We start from the raw sequence: 15241 nt of genomic DNA, 5'->3' as shown, positions 1-15241 counted from the left end.
CTTTGTTTTTTTTCTTCTTTAGTTGCAAATTCCCTGCAACTTCGAATTATTTTCCGAATAATTTGGCATAGCTTGCGCAAATTCTCAAGTAATTTTAATTTTTACCGATATTCGTCAATTAAAGCATAAATCTGACGCAGGTTTGCGCCACTTAATTTCGTTTTCTCTCCTTTAAGTAATTGCACCAACTGTTCAAGGCTTTGCAGCAAAATCGAGGTCTGCTGTGGGCCATGTAACAATAAGTAATCAATAATTTGTGGGTCGATGATAATCCCGCGACGCTCTAACACGGAACTCACTAAAGCTTGTCGGTCTGCATACAAACTGCCTGAAGGCACTTTAACACTCACTGCCTGCGTCAAACGTGATTGCAAATCGGGCAATTCAAGCTTTAATTCAATCGGTGCAAAACGTGATGAAAACACCAACTGACCACCAACCTCATTGCTGTAATTGATTAAGTGAAACACCGCACGTTGCCAATGTGGTACACCACTAATCGCTTCAATATCGTCTAAAGCAACCAAATCATAACGGTCTAAAGAGGTAATTGCTTCTGTTGGGGCATCCAATAATTCAAGTAAGGATACTTTAATAGCTGATTTGCCAATTTCTAAATAGGAATCGCAAATTGCAGACAATAAATGACTTTTGCCTGTGCCCGCACCACCATAGACATAAAAGCGATTGACCAATCCTGCATGAAGCTGTCGAACTGCATCAATCACATGCCCCCAACCCGGACCAGAAAAATCACTGATCCGTGCATCTAATTGAGGCTCGATATCTAACTGCAGTTGACGCATAGAATTGTAATCACCTAGGAGTTTTGCTGATCTGAGGGCTTTATCTTACTTGATTTTTCAGTCTGTTGCAGTGAATTTGCTGACTGAGGATCAAGCTCAATATCAATATGAACTTGTGCTGTATCAATGCTGATGTCACCCGATGCACCATCTTCCGACACCACCACAGGTTGCCCATACAAATAACTTTTTTCGTAAAAATCACGTAAATGACGCAGTAAAACCACAATCACTGCTGCTACTGGTAAAGCAATCAACATCCCCATGAATCCAGCCAGTTGTGCACCTGCTAAAACAGCAAACACCACCGCGACTGGCGAAAGCCCGATTTTATCACCCAATAAAAACGGTTGTAGAATATAGCCTTCCACCGCCTGTCCAATCATAAAGACCACAAGGACTAAAACCAATTGCATCCAGTCAATGCCAAATTGCAGGAAAGTGGCAATAATGGCTGCAACAATGCCTACAGCGAAACCTAAATACGGAATAATACTGGCAAGTCCCGCTACCATCCCAATAATCAAGCCGACTTCTAAACCAATCAGTTGTAGCCCTGTAGCATAAACGACGCCCAACAAGATCATCACCAAAAACTGACCTTTAACGAAAGCACCTAGAACACTGTGACATTCTTGTACCACAGCCAACGTGCTTTGCTCATAAGGACGCGGAATTAAGCGACGCAGGCTGTCGAGCATACGCTGCCAGTCGAGTAGGAAATAGAAAGCAATAATTGGAATCAGCACCACGGTGCCGCCAATTTGAATAAAATTCAGACCAGACTGTGCGACACGCAATAACATGGCTTGAATACTATCGGCGCTATAATTGGTTTGCACATAATCCATGACGATGCTGCTCATGTGCGAGGTATCAATTTCCATTTCTTCAATATTGAAAGTGGATGATACCCACGGCAAGAAGGTCGAATTGATCCAGTTAATACCGACAGGAATACTGTCACGCGCAATCATCAACTGCTTCCAAACCAAAGGAATGATGTACCAAACTGCCAAAGTCAGCGCGATGCCAATCCCAATAAAAACCAAACTGATAGATAGCCAACGTGGCAAACCGACTTTGCAAAATTGTTCAACCAATGGGCTAAATAAATAAGCCATGAAAAATGCAACAACAAAAGGAATGACAACCGGTTTTAATAAGTACAGCACCCAAAGGAGCAGCACTATCCCAGACAGGATAAAAATGCGACGCAAGGTACGATCGACCATAGAAATTCGCCTTTTTTCAGTTTATTCGTTATAGAAGTTAAAATATTTGAATAAAGATAGCATTTTAGCGCATAAATAACATAAGAGTTTCGTATATTCAGGTATAATCGCCCCGCGAATGCGGAGACTTCATTATGAGCAACTCAACTTCTAACCCAACCACTGGTTTAAGCTATAAAGATGCTGGTGTCGATATTGAAGCGGGCGACGCGTTAGTCGATCGTATCAAATCTGTCGCTAAGCGCACGACTCGTCCTGAAGTGATGGGTGGATTAGGCGGCTTTGGCGCACTTTGTAAAATTCCGAAAGGTTATGAAGAACCTGTGCTCGTATCTGGCACAGATGGTGTAGGAACTAAATTACGTTTAGCGTTGAACCTAAACCGCCATGACACAATTGGTCAAGATTTGGTGGCAATGTGTGTAAATGACTTGCTGGTGTGCGGTGCTGAACCTTTATTCTTCTTAGACTACTATGCAACAGGTCACTTAAATGTAGACGTTGCAGCCAATGTTGTTACAGGAATTGGTAAAGGCTGTGAGCTTGCAGGCTGTGCGCTTGTAGGTGGTGAAACTGCTGAAATGCCAGGCATGTATGAAGGTGAAGATTACGATCTTGCAGGCTTCTGTGTGGGCGTGGTTGAGCAAAGCAAAATTATTGATGGCTCTAAAGTAAAAGCTGGTGACGTTCTGATTGGTGTCGCTTCTTCAGGTGCACACTCAAACGGTTACTCTTTACTTCGTAAAATTTTAGACGTAAAAAATGTTGATTTAACTCAACTGGTTGATGGTCGTCCACTGGCTGACGTTGCCATGGAACCAACACGCATTTATGTCAAATCAATGCTTGAACTGTGCAAACAAGTTGATGTGCATGCTATGGCGCACATTACGGGTGGCGGTTTACCAGGTAACTTACCACGTGTATTGCCAAATGGTGCGCAAGCAGTGATTGACGAATCATCTTGGGAATGGCCAGAACTGTTCAAATTGTTACAACGTGAAGGCGGTGTAGAACAGTTTGAAATGTATCGCACCTTTAACTGTGGTGTAGGTATGGTTGTTGTTGTAGATGCCAACGATGCAGACAAAACAGTTGAACTTCTCAACAGCCTTGGCGAAAAAGCTTGGGTGATGGGTCATATTCAAGACAACGCCGAATCCGTTGAAGGCGCAGATGAAAAAATTCGCGTAATTTTTGCGTGATTTGACTCAGATGATCAAAATAGCTGTCCTCGTTTCAGGCAGCGGAAGTAACTTACAAGCCCTGATAGATGCCAATCTTTCAGGGCAAATTGTTGGGGTTATTTCCAATAAGCCTGATGCTTATGCTTTACAACGCGCTCAACAAGCAGGGATTCAAACTGCAGTGATTGAGCACAAACAATATCCGAGTCGTGAATTATTTGATGATGTCATGCATCAACAATTACTTGCATGGGATGTTGATTTGGTGGTGCTTGCGGGCTTTATGCGTATTTTAAGTGCCAAATTTGTGCACGCTTGGGAAGGTAAAATGCTCAACATTCATCCTTCACTCTTGCCGCATTATAAAGGCATGCACACCCATCAACGTGTACTCAATACAGGCGATACTTTACATGGTTGTACCGTGCATTATGTCACTGCTGAATTAGATGCAGGTCAAGCACTGGCACAAGGTGTGTTGCAAGTAAACATCCACGATGATGCCGAAAGCTTGGCGAACCGTGTGCATGTGTTGGAGCATTTGATTTATCCGCAAGTGGTTGAATGGATTTGTAACGGAACCATTCAGCACACTGCGCAAGGTGTGATGTATCGCCAACAACTGATACAACAACCTGTGCAGTTTTGCAATTTTTAAATATTCTTTAAGTATGTAGCTTTTGATATATACGAAAAAACGCCTGTTGATCAGGCGTTTTTTATGGTTCGTATTTGGTTCAGACTGAATTAAACAGAAGCAGCTTTACTCTGCTGTGCTTGAATCAAATCTTTAATCAACTGCACCGTCGCTTCAGGTTTTTCTAAAGGGAACATATGTCCACCTTCAACCACCTGATAAGCAATGTTGAATTTCTTGGCGGTAATTTGTGGGAAACCTGCTTTTAAGAACGGCCCTTTTTTTGCAATCACCAATTCTGTCGGCACTTGCAGTTTTGCTTGCGGTAACCACCACAGTGATGGATTGGTTCTAAAAATATTGACCTCGTCCATTTTTGGAATGGTCAATTGTACCCCGCCTCGTACATGGTCATCAGTCAAAGCATGCTCGATATAAGCCTGAAAACAGTCGGCATCAAAATCTTGATAAAAACCTTTCGGACGCAATAAGTCTGCTGCTTGCTCACGACTTTCCCAATGATCACGACGGCGCAAAGACAAAGATGCAGGCGACAGTTGATCTACTGCTTTAAGCTTAAACATTTTGGCAAAATGTAAAAACACCGATGCTTTACCCATAATTAAAGGTGGATCAAGCATGATCACTTGTTCAAATAATTCAGGGCGTTGTAAAGAGGCTTGAAACGACAACACTGCACCTAAAGAATGCCCCAACGCAATCACTTTACGTCCCTGAGCTTGACGTACAACACTGTCAATCACTTGTTGGGTTAAGCTTTGCCAATGATTATCAATCGGATAACGCTTATCTGGCCCCAACAAAGGGACGTAAATCACATCGTAATCATCTTTAAGTAAATCAAACAGTTTTTGATAAACCTTCGATGGCACGCCATTGGCATGCGCAAAATGAATCAGTGGTTTCATTGTAATTTCGCGTTTTGCTCAGTCTGAATATGTTGAGATAAAGAAGTGGCAAAGCCCTCTCCCACTGCTGCACCCATACGACCCAACACAGAGTCTAAAGGACTGTGTTCAATGGTATAGTTCACTGTTTTATCTAGGTTTAAATCACGCTTCAGGCTATTTAAACTGCCAATCTTATCGGCAATGCCTAAAGTCACGGCTTGCTCACCTGTCCAAAACAGACCTGAGAAAATCGCAGGATCTTGTGATTTCAGTTTCGCGCCGCGTCCATCTTTCACTGCTTGAATAAAGTGGCCATGCACATTATCTAATACGGCTTGCACATGTTTTTTCTGTTCAGGATCAACAGGTTGTGTCATCGACAATAAGGCTTTATTTTCACCTGAGGTCATAGTACGATCTTCCACACCCATCTTCTGCATTAAACCGCTCAGCCCATAATTTGGCATAATCACGCCAATTGAACCCACCAAACTTGATGGATTGACAATAATTTCATCTGCAGCGGAAGCAATGTAATACGCACCTGAAGCGCCAGTATCGCCAATCACGGCATAGAGTTTTTTCCCTTGATGCTGTTTTTTCAGATATTGAATTTCTTGCCAGATTTCATCTGACTGCACAGGTGAACCACCCGGAGAATTAATATTTAGCACCACCGCCTGACTGTTGCTGTTTTCATAGGCTTTTTTCAGTGACTTGATGGTGTCATTGCTGTTCACACTTTGCTTATCAGATGCAATTGTGCCAACAATATCCACCACCGCGATATGTGGACTCGCTGCCGATGGATTCGTGGTCGTGGTACTGCACCCTTTGCCCATTATCACCAACAGTAAAAATATATAAGCAAAAGTTAAAAACTTAAAGAAAATCCCCCAACGACGTGCACGACGTTGTTCTTCAACTGAAGCTAAAACAGCTTTTTCTAATAGTTTCCACTCATTGCCTGTGGGCTGCTGTGCTTGTGGAGATATTTGTTGTGATTCATTTTGTGGTTTTGGTGGCCAATCGGACATGAAACAATCCAAAAAATAGTAAATTTGCTCCATTATATACACGGAATTGGCAAAAACTGTCTAAAGCCTGTATTTTCTCCTATAATATTTTACATCTTTATCCTTTCTATCAATTGATGCTGTCGTTATGACCGAACCTGCACCGACAACGGCTTTATCGCGCCTGCTTAATTTTGTCAGTCGACAACCTTTAACTGTTGCGCGTCTTTTTGCAAAATCTTTAGCTTTTTTGGTCAATACTCTGCGTTTGAGTAAGACCTCTCAAACCATTGAGCTTAATCTACAAATAGCACTTCCTGAGCTGAGTTCACAGCAACGCCAACAAATTACCCGACAAGCAATTCGTAACGAATTGACGTCTTATTTTGAGTTTTTTCATATTTGGGGATCAAGCAATCAAAAAAATATTCAAAGAATTCATCAGGTATATGGTTTAGAACTATTACAAGAAGCACTGGCTGCGCAAAAGGGTTTGGTCTTGATTGTGCCGCATTTTGGTACTTGGGAAATTATGAATGCGTGGGTCGCTCAATTTACGCAAATGACCATCATGTATAAACCTGTCAAAAACCCTGCGGCAGATGACTTTGTTCGTCAGGCACGTAGCCGTGAACAGGCGAATTTAGTTCCAACCGATGAGTCTGGCGTACGTCAAATTTTTAAAGCACTTAAACAAGGCGGAACCACTGTCATTTTGCCAGACCATACCCCAAATGTAGGTGGTGAGATGATTCCTTTTTTTGGTATTCCGTTGGAATCGAGTAATTTAAGCGCCAAACTGATTCAGAAAACCAAAGCAAAGGCCTTGTTCTTATATGCGTTAAGAAATACAGATCAAGGCTTTGATATGTATATCGAAGCGGTAGATGAACACATATATCAGTGTGATGCCAATGCAGGAACAGCGATCATTCACAATGCCATCGAAAACTTGATCCGTCGTTATCCTGCGCATTATCACTGGAGTTATAAACGCTACAAAGCCCATCCAGATTTACGCGGGGTTTATCACAAGCCTGCGCATGAAGCCTTGGCTGATGTTCAAGCTGTGCGCATGCAAGCTCAGAATCAAGTTAACGCTGCAGCCACAACTTCTGTTGCCGATACGGCTGTATAAGCATGCGTTGTGGCGCATCTAAATAAAAACGTAAACTTCCATGCTGAGCCGTATACATGAATGGAATATTCAGATCGACCAAACGTTGCTCAACGATAGGGCTAGGATGCCCATAACGATTGTCAAAACCTGCCGATGCCACAGCCAGTTTAGGCCGAAAATGTGCTAAAAAATCATAAGCAGAGCTGTGTTTACTGCCATGATGCCCCAAAATTAACACATCTACTTTTAAATCAGGATATTCCTGCAACAATTGATATTCAGTTGCCCAACCTGCATCGCCCATCACTAAAAAATGCTGATATGGCTGTGCGGATGGCACTGAAATATACAACACACATGACAACTCATTTTGTTGCTGTGCGGCATAAGGTAATTGACTCGGTTTAGGAGATAAAACTTGTATCTGTACCTGATGTGGTAAAGACCACTGTTGCCCTTGCTGACACAAATTAAACTTGCTATTTACTGCCACATCTACGGTCTGATTGGCAAAGACATGCTGAATATTGACTTCATTTTGCAAATGAGGAAATGCACCACTATGGTCTTGGTCTAAATGACTTAAAACCACCAAGTCCAGTTGTTTAATACCATGCACCGCTAAAAATGGACGTAAAATTTGCTGTCCAATACTAAACTTACTTTCATCATAAGAACCGCCCACATCAATCATCATGTTGTAATGACCTGAACGTAAAAATAAAGCTTGTCCCTGCCCCACATCGAGTACTGTTAATTCAAATGGTTGTCGTTGGCTATCGACTATAATCAGTGGAACAAAACATAAGATTACCCAAGTTTTAGGCAATACCGATTGTGGTAAAAATAGCAGAAATAAGCCTAAACATAGACAGACATACACCGCTGCAGACATCGACAAAGTATGCAACTGTGGTGCAAAAATGGTTTCCATCCCCTGAAAAATCAAGCTTAATAAAGCTACAACCAGATCATTCAATTGGAACAGCATTGAAGCCAAGGGTTCAAAAATAAAAAAGCAAATTCCCGCCAAAATATCTAAAGGCACAATCAGCATACCAATCAATGGAATTGCAATAATATTGCTCAGCGGTGCAATCCACGCCACTTGTTTAAAAAACACAATCACCAAAGGAAATAAGGCAATAAAAATTTTCCATTGCGATTCGATTAAAATTTTGCTGGCATGTTTCAATTGCTGCCAACGATTCAGCTCTATACGTGGTTGCGCACTCAAACTCTGATAAATACGCAGTAGAATAAAACAGGCCCCGTAAGACAGCCAAAAAGCAGCAGACAGTACACTTAAAGGATCAAACCATAATAATAAGGCAGCACTATAAATCAGCAAGGCAAAGCCTTGAAGCTTCTGCTTCAGCACTAACATTACTGTCACTAGACTGCACATCAGCAAGGTTCTTAATGCAGGAATTTCAAAACCGACAAAGGCGGTGTACAGCAATACACAACTTAAAAATGGCAACATGAGCAAGTATTGTTTAGGCATCCACAAATACCAATGCGGACGGTAATACCTAATCAGCTGACGTAATGCCCAACATAGCATGCCTGCAAAAATCAGCACATGTGGCCCTGAAATAGCCAATAAGTGGCTAATTCCAAAACGCTGAAACTGTGCTTCAGTTTCTGCATCTAATAGGCTTTTATCTCCTGTGAGTAATGCAAGAATTAAACCTTGATGATGCAAAGGTTGCTGCTGAATAAACAGTCGAATTTGATAACGCTGCTGTTCAATCCATAATCGAAATTTTGCCCATAGCGTCTGTTGGGCACGCCAATGTTGTGTAAACCCCATGGCATAAATTTGTTCAGCCGAGATAGGCTGAATCTGCTCAACCCGAAAACCACTCATAATATTTTGCTGTAAATACCACCGCTCTACATCAAATGCACCTGCTGTGGCATAACTATGCGCAGGGCGAATTTTTCCACTTAATTTGTAATAGTGTCCAAGTTCTAAATTTTGCTCTTGATCTACCTGAGTTTGTGCTAAAGTTGCTAACCATGTCACTGTTTGAGGATGTCGGTTTAACACCTCAACCCTTTGTGAAATGCTGTTGTCATTTAGCTGATTTAACTGTCTGACATAAACCACGACTTCAGCAAATTCAGGTTGTAGTTCACGCCATTGCAAACGCTGCTGCATCTGCGTATCCGCATAGATCAAACCGAAAACAAGACTCAAAACACCTGCCACTCCTACATTCAAACATTTCCAATAGATTGAAGATAAGCGAGCTTGCAACAAGTATTGCACAACGATACTGCATAAAATCAGTAAAACCATTGCGCTGGGCATGGAAGTCAATGAATGTATTGGAAAAGAAGAAGAACGTATTCCGACACAGGCGATCCCAATCACCCAAGCTAGTCCCATCAATTGCAGCATGAATATTAAACTTATTATTTTTATTGGCATGCATCATAAAGCCCACCGAAGTGGGCTTCAACAAAACAATCTTATTCCAGCAATTACTGTTTTAAACGCAATCGCTTTTGAGTGGCTTTACGAGCTATGCCCCTAAGCATCTACCCAAACACCATCTTGCATGTGCAAAATGGTATCGGCAGATTTTGCCAGTTCTTCATCATGGGTCACAATCAGCATCGCCATGTTAAATTCACTGCGTAATTCACGCAGCAATTCAAAAATTTTAACTGCAGTTTTGCGGTCTAAGTTTCCAGTAGGCTCATCGGCAAGCATGAGTGCGGGTTTCGCCACCAACGCACGTGCCAATGCAACACGCTGACGTTCCCCTCCAGAAAGCTCACCCGGTTTGTGGGTTAAACGATGCGACAAACCGACACGCTCAAGCAGATACTCTGCCTGTGCCTTCACCTCTTTATAGTTCGTGCCTGCGCGTAACATTAACGGCATCGCCACATTTTCAAGCGCACTAAACTCAGGCAGCAAGTGATGAAATTGATAAACAAAACCGAGGTATTGATTACGCAAATAACCGCGCTCAGCTTCGCCTAAATTGTCAAAACGCTGACCATTTAAAAATACTTCGCCTGTACTTGGTCGGTCTAAGCCACCTAAAACATGCAATAAGGTACTTTTACCCGAACCACTCGCCCCAACAATAGACATAAATTGCCCCTGCTGAACTTGTAAATCTAGACCACGAATCACTTCAACAGTGGTTTTGCCATCGGTAAAGTGTTTAGAAACTTGTTTGGCTTCCAGAACAATCTTACTCATAACGCAATGCCTCTGCTGGTTGAATTTTCGCGGCACGTAATGCAGGGTAAATCGTCGCCAAGAAACTTAAAATTAATGACAAGCTCACAATCACCACCACATCTTGCCATCTTAAATATGAAGGTAAGTAGTTGATAAAGTAGGCATCAAATAAGTTTAGCCCTAATACATTATTCAACCATGCAATAAAGCCACTGATACTGGACGCGAAAATAATCCCCAAGATTGCACCTGAAACCGTGCCAATAACCCCAATGACCGTACCTTGCACCATAAAAATTTTGGTAATCGTGCTTGGTGATGCACCCAAAGTTCTTAAAATCGCAATATCCGATTTTTTATCGGTCACGACCATCACCAAAGACGACACGATATTAAATGCAGCCACCAAAACAATTAGGAATAACAATAGGCTCACCATTGCCTTTTCCATTTGAATGGCGCTAAACAAGTTGCCGTGAGTATAAGTCCAGTCCGAAGCATAAAAATTGGCAGGTAGCTCTTGCACAATATCTCGAGATACTTGTGGTGCAGCAAAAATATCATCCAGTTTTAAACGTACACCTTGCGCACCATCGGGTAAACGCAGCAAAGTCGAAGCATCATTCAGGGCGATATATCCCATCATCGAATCGACTTCTGCACCAATACTAAAAATACCGACCACTTTGAAGCGTTTAAAACGCGGTACAACCCCTGCAGGTGATGGCGTCGCTTCAGGTAAAACCAAGGTAATGCTGTCGTTTAAACCCAAACCCAAGGCATCGGTCATTTGTTTGCCCAAAACAATACCGAACTCACCCTTTTGCAGATTATCGATACTGCCTGCAACCATGTGGTTTTGAATGATGGATACTTTCTTTTCGTATTCGGGTTCAATTCCCGTGACCATAATGCCCGACACTTGCCCTTGTGCGGTCAACATGCCTTGCAATTGCGTGAATGGTGCAGCACCAACAACATGCTTATGTTGCTCAACTTTCGTTGCAAGTTCTGGCCAATTTGTTAAAATTTGTGTTGATGAAACAGTGGCTTGAGGTATCATGCCCAAGACACGATTTTTTAATTCGCGATCAAAACCATTCATCACCGAAAGTACGGTAATGAGGACGGCAACACCCAAAGTTAGACCGATCATCGAAACTAAGGCAATAAAAGAAATAAAGTGGTTACTGCGCCGAGCGCGCGTATATCTCAACCCTATATATAGCGAGATTGGTTTAAACATACCATCAAGTCCGAGGTAATACATTATGGAAAATTTACAGCATCAAAGCGTCGCGTCTGAACGTCGTGTCATGTCACGAATTGATGCTGCCCTGAGAATCAATTACCAGATCATTTCTGACGATGTTGCGCTGAACGACCCTTACGATGCTAATTTTGTTTTACCGCGTTATTTTCTACTACTCGCAGAATTAGATCAATTTGATCATGCATTAAACTACGAATTAGAACAATTAACTGAAAAAGATCAACAAATTGCTCGAATCTTATCCTTATTCAACCAAAAATTAAACCTTATTACAGGGTCTTTATACGATGCAATTGTACAAAGCATGTTACCCATCCCTGAACAGGTCAATTTTTCAGAAAGTGGTTTCAGTTTTTATAGTGAACGTGAATTAAACACGGGCAGTTATATTCATGTCACGCTCAGCCATCCTGAAAACTTTTTCCATATAGCCGCAACCGCGCAAGTGGTTTACAGCCGTGAAGAAGAAAATGGACAATATCGTACTGGGGCGTATTTTATTACTCTACACCCTCAAGATCGCGTCAAACTTGCAGAAGCCGTTGCTTTAAAACAAGCATAATCTAAGAAATAAAATAAATCATTTCTGCATGTTCGCGTATATAAAATCACGTGGATAACGCCATCTTTGCATATCGTTAGGATGGTGTTTTGATTTTCTGAGCCAATGCCCGACTTGCTTTAAGATCACGATAAAAATACAGCACTAAGCCTGACAATAAAACCAAAGCGCCCACAAATACCATGACCGATAAAGCTTCTTGATTGAGTAAAGCACCAATCAACAAAGCAATCATTGGCGTCATGACGGTGGTTAAAGATAAGGTGGTCGCCTGAATATTCTGCACCAATTTAAAATAACAGAACATTGCAATCAAAGAAGCCATGATCACGGTATAAAGTAAAGCTGCGATAGATTTAAGACTCGGCAAACTAGTCGGTACATATTGCCAAATAAACGGCACAATACATAAAGCCGCAATGGTTGATACCAAAATCGAGCCAGTTGCCTGTGCTACAGGTTCAACTTGCGCATTAACTTTTTTCACCCAGAAAATAGACATGGTGTAGGTCAATACACTAAACAGCATTAAAACAATACCCAGAGGATGCACATGCTGTGTTTCGCCGCCAAAGCAGATGATGCCAAGCCCTAAAATGGACACTGTCATTCCGATCCATTGAATACGTGCCAAATGCAACTGAAACACAAAACGACCAATCAAACCTGCTATGATGGGGGTCAGACCAAACATCAGGGCGATAATGCCTGAGCTTAAATAAGCGGTGGCAATGTAGGTGAAAATTTGTGAACCGATCAGACTAAACGAACCTGCCAAATAACTATGCCACGCTTGTAGATGATGTGGAAATTTCACTTTTAACAGCAGCAATAAAATAATAGCTAAGGGCAAAGCAATGAAAAAACGTAGCACCAAAGCCCAAAGCATGTGTAAATCTGACACACTCCAGACAATTGCCAAAGGCGTTGTTGCCCAAATGAAAACCAATAAGGCATAGGTCATCATAATATTGGTTTTAGAAGGCATGCGTGACTCGTATTAAGCAGTTTTACGTTTTTGCTTTTGGATGGTTTGATCTAGACTACTTGAAAACTCACGTTTATCACGTTCTGAAATAGGTGCTGGCCCACCTGTTTGTACGCCTGCACCACGCAAAGTATCCATAAAATCACGCAAATGCAGACGCGCTTTCACATTGGCAACAGTATAAATTTCACCACGTGGATGAATCGCTATTCCGCCCTTTTCAATCACTTGTGCCGCTAGTGGAATATCCTGCGTGATCACAATGTCGTGTTCCTTCATGCGATCTACAATTTCCTGATCGGCGGCATCGGCACCATGCATCACTTGAATAGAGTTAATCCGTACCGAAGGCGTAATCCCGACCGATTGATTGGCAACAAAAGTGACTTCAAGTTGGTAACGATCTGAAGCACGTAAAATGACTTCTCTTAGAATTTTAGGTAATGCATCTGCATCAACCCAAAGTTTAAATGGCAGCACTGTGCAACCCTGATAATAATATGCGACTAGTGTATCAAACTCATTACATTGCAGTATGTTTAAAATGCTCAGAATTGCATGCTAAAGTGTAGATGGATGTGATTTTGTTTCTGCTGCATCGCTGTCCACAATCTGTACAAATGCAGTGGCATTACATGAAATTTCAGCCAAAGACTTGAAAAATCGAAATAACCCTCGATCTAAGAGTAAAGAAAAGAACCCAACATCTCAAAGTGCCTATGAACAATCAAAATAGACCAGAAATCATCCGCATTGAAGATCAGAACTTCGGCAGCCATGTTGAACATTGGAATTTACTCACGGATGAACCCTGCACCGAAGTTCCAAAATGGTTAGGACTGGCTCTAGATGCACCAATTATGCCAATGGGTTTATGCCGCCAAGAAGCAGAAATGGATCAAAGCACATGGCTGATTCAAGGCCCAAGCAAAGAGGCAATTCAATTGACACAAGTGATTGCGGTTGAAAATAACAAACCACAAGCTGTAAAAACGGCTTTCCCTTGCTTTGAAAGTCCTTACAAAGTTGAAGCTAAAATTGAACGTATCATTAGCTGCAAATCTAACACTCAAGCGGTGCTTCGACTCAATTTAGGCAACAACAGTATTGTCTATGCTTTTGACAGTTTATACAGCGTCAACCATCAACAATACCAAAAAGATCAAACCTACTGGGTGCATTTAAACGCATGGGCGTATGAACTTGAAGCTGTTGCTGAAGGCGAACAATTGGTGGTCGATGATCCTGCGTCAATTAAACACCATCGTGCGCTGAATGATATTTTAGCAGCCAATGATGGTGTTGCACCTGCCAATCTGCAAGAACAAATTGACGCATGGCAACCTAAGTCCGAAGATGACAAAGCACCTGTAACGGTGGATTTTTCTAAAATGGTCGCATATTTATATGGCGAAAATATCGGTCAGGAAGATGAAGCTTGGTTTCAGGGCAATGTTGTTGGTAAAACCAGTTTTGAATTCATGAATCAAGCCTATACTGTTTATGATGTCACTCTAATTCATGATGAAAATCAGCCTGCGATTTTAATTCGTCTTGCAACTAAAAATCCTGCGCACCAAAACTTTGAAATTGGACAATACATTCGTGGCAATATTTGGATTCAAGCCAATATTCACAATATAAAACAGTAGTTTATTAAAAATAAACCTCAAAGTAGCTGTCTAAATAATAAATTCATATTCATCATCCCCCCATCCTCGCCTTCTCCTCAGGGAGAAGGAACTTTCAATACTTATTTCACTGATAGCTTATAATCAATTTTTGATTGTTAAAAGCGTGCTATTGATAGTATGAATATATTGATGCTTATTTAAGCATTTTAAATTCAAAAAAACGCAGTTATCCACAGCTTTAAATTTATTATAAATTCAAAATCAGCCATATTTTAAATCGAATATGTGGATAAGTTATTTTAAAACCCAAACATCTGCACCAAGCACCGTAGATAATCTGAAAGCCTTGAGTGGTGCGGATTTTAAAAATCAACACAGAATTAATTCATTATTGGCAGATATTATATTTAAAATAAAATTAGTACTTTATTTAATCAATTTTTTATGCTAAAAATATAGCCGTATTTAAATATTTAACGATAAATAGATCATCGGAAAATAATATCTATGAAAATCGTGCAAGAAGAAAACTTACAGCATGTAGAACATCAACTTGAGCAACGCTATCAGCTCGACCCGATGTCTTGCCTATTTTTTGCATTAGGCATGCTGCTCTCCGCCTACGGCTTACACTATTTTGTGTTCTGAGTTTCACTCATCAACA

General features: G+C 41.3%; 16 protein-coding genes. 7 read left to right on the top strand and 9 right to left on the bottom strand.

Features of this window, described 5'->3' with window-relative positions:
• Window positions 1–101: 101 nt before the first annotated feature.
• Complete coding sequence (hda, locus tag FTU66_RS01360; RefSeq protein WP_004971812.1) at window positions 102–806, bottom strand: DnaA regulatory inactivator Hda; 705 nt, start codon at window positions 804–806, stop codon at window positions 102–104.
• 14 nt (window positions 807–820) lie between these two features.
• On the bottom strand, window positions 821–2041 hold the full coding sequence (gene cxpE, locus FTU66_RS01355) for a chloramphenicol efflux transporter CxpE (protein ID WP_104851731.1): 1221 nt from the start codon (window positions 2039–2041) through the stop codon (window positions 821–823).
• A 134-nt stretch (window positions 2042–2175) separates the two neighbouring features.
• Here cxpE and purM point away from each other — a divergent pair, with 134 nt between their 5' ends.
• Entirely contained in the window at window positions 2176–3246 is a 1071-nt protein-coding gene (gene purM / locus FTU66_RS01350) for a phosphoribosylformylglycinamidine cyclo-ligase (protein ID WP_104853216.1), read from the top strand.
• Between the two features lie 10 nt (window positions 3247–3256).
• A complete protein-coding gene (purN, locus tag FTU66_RS01345) occupies window positions 3257–3886 on the top strand; it encodes a phosphoribosylglycinamide formyltransferase (RefSeq protein WP_104853305.1) in 630 nt (209 codons plus the stop codon).
• An 89-nt stretch (window positions 3887–3975) separates the two neighbouring features.
• Here the strand turns inward: purN and FTU66_RS01340 are convergent, their stop codons facing one another.
• Together FTU66_RS01340 and sppA are read right to left on the bottom strand one after the other, a co-directional pair.
• Window positions 3976–4794, bottom strand: a complete 819-nt coding sequence (locus tag FTU66_RS01340; RefSeq protein WP_004971819.1) for an alpha/beta fold hydrolase — start codon at window positions 4792–4794, stop codon at window positions 3976–3978.
• Window positions 4791–5813 carry a signal peptide peptidase SppA gene (gene sppA / locus FTU66_RS01335; RefSeq protein ID WP_004971820.1) on the bottom strand — a complete coding sequence of 341 codons (1023 nt, stop codon included), beginning with the start codon at window positions 5811–5813 and terminating at the stop codon, window positions 4791–4793. The genes FTU66_RS01340 and sppA overlap by 4 nt, the downstream gene beginning before the upstream one ends.
• A 127-nt stretch (window positions 5814–5940) precedes the next feature.
• On the opposite strand from sppA, the gene FTU66_RS01330 reads away from it, so the two are divergent.
• Entirely contained in the window at window positions 5941–6930 is a 990-nt protein-coding gene (locus FTU66_RS01330; RefSeq protein ID WP_180112196.1) for a lysophospholipid acyltransferase family protein, read from the top strand.
• Here FTU66_RS01330 and FTU66_RS01325 read toward each other — a convergent pair.
• Window positions 6887–9322, bottom strand: a complete 2436-nt coding sequence (locus FTU66_RS01325) for a DNA internalization-related competence protein ComEC/Rec2 (protein ID WP_180112195.1) — start codon at window positions 9320–9322, stop codon at window positions 6887–6889. The two genes, FTU66_RS01330 and FTU66_RS01325, sit on opposite strands and share 44 nt — an antisense overlap.
• Here FTU66_RS01325 and FTU66_RS01320 point away from each other — a divergent pair.
• Entirely contained in the window at window positions 9231–9458 is a 228-nt protein-coding gene (locus tag FTU66_RS01320) for a hypothetical protein (protein WP_180112130.1), read from the top strand. The genes FTU66_RS01325 and FTU66_RS01320 overlap by 92 nt on opposite strands.
• Here FTU66_RS01320 and lolD read toward each other — a convergent pair.
• Both lolD and FTU66_RS01310 read right to left on the bottom strand, forming a co-directional pair.
• On the bottom strand, window positions 9455–10138 hold the full coding sequence (gene lolD / locus FTU66_RS01315; protein WP_104853214.1) for a lipoprotein-releasing ABC transporter ATP-binding protein LolD: 684 nt from the start codon (window positions 10136–10138) through the stop codon (window positions 9455–9457). The two genes, FTU66_RS01320 and lolD, sit on opposite strands and share 4 nt — an antisense overlap.
• On the bottom strand, window positions 10131–11366 hold the full coding sequence (locus FTU66_RS01310) for a lipoprotein-releasing ABC transporter permease subunit (protein ID WP_004971828.1): 1236 nt from the start codon (window positions 11364–11366) through the stop codon (window positions 10131–10133). Before FTU66_RS01310 ends, lolD begins: the two co-directional genes overlap by 8 nt.
• A 25-nt stretch (window positions 11367–11391) precedes the next feature.
• Between FTU66_RS01310 and FTU66_RS01305 the strand changes: the two genes are divergently transcribed.
• Window positions 11392–11955 carry a PilZ domain-containing protein gene (locus tag FTU66_RS01305; protein ID WP_004971830.1) on the top strand — a complete coding sequence of 188 codons (564 nt, stop codon included), beginning with the start codon at window positions 11392–11394 and terminating at the stop codon, window positions 11953–11955.
• Between the two features lie 76 nt (window positions 11956–12031).
• Here FTU66_RS01305 and FTU66_RS01300 read toward each other — a convergent pair whose 3' ends face one another.
• Both FTU66_RS01300 and FTU66_RS01295 read right to left on the bottom strand, forming a co-directional pair.
• Window positions 12032–12943, bottom strand: a complete 912-nt coding sequence (locus FTU66_RS01300; RefSeq protein WP_104853213.1) for a DMT family transporter — start codon at window positions 12941–12943, stop codon at window positions 12032–12034.
• A gap of 12 nt (window positions 12944–12955) precedes the next feature.
• Window positions 12956–13423 (bottom strand): YaiI/YqxD family protein, encoded by a 468-nt coding sequence (locus FTU66_RS01295; RefSeq protein WP_004971836.1) that lies wholly within the window; start codon window positions 13421–13423, stop codon window positions 12956–12958.
• A 239-nt stretch (window positions 13424–13662) separates the two neighbouring features.
• Between FTU66_RS01295 and FTU66_RS01290 the strand changes: the two genes are divergently transcribed.
• Together FTU66_RS01290 and FTU66_RS01285 are read left to right on the top strand one after the other, a co-directional pair.
• A complete protein-coding gene (locus tag FTU66_RS01290; RefSeq protein WP_019837949.1) occupies window positions 13663–14595 on the top strand; it encodes a hypothetical protein in 933 nt (310 codons plus the stop codon).
• A gap of 489 nt (window positions 14596–15084) precedes the next feature.
• Window positions 15085–15225 carry a hypothetical protein gene (locus FTU66_RS01285; RefSeq protein ID WP_004971840.1) on the top strand — a complete coding sequence of 47 codons (141 nt, stop codon included), beginning with the start codon at window positions 15085–15087 and terminating at the stop codon, window positions 15223–15225.
• The last annotated feature ends 16 nt before the right edge of the window (window positions 15226–15241 follow it).

The organism is Acinetobacter sp. YH12131 (assembly GCF_013418635.1).
Taxonomy (GTDB): Bacteria; Pseudomonadota; Gammaproteobacteria; order Pseudomonadales; family Moraxellaceae; genus Acinetobacter; species Acinetobacter towneri.
Note: the sequence above shows the minus strand (reverse complement) of the source record. Positions and strands in the feature narration are given on the sequence as shown.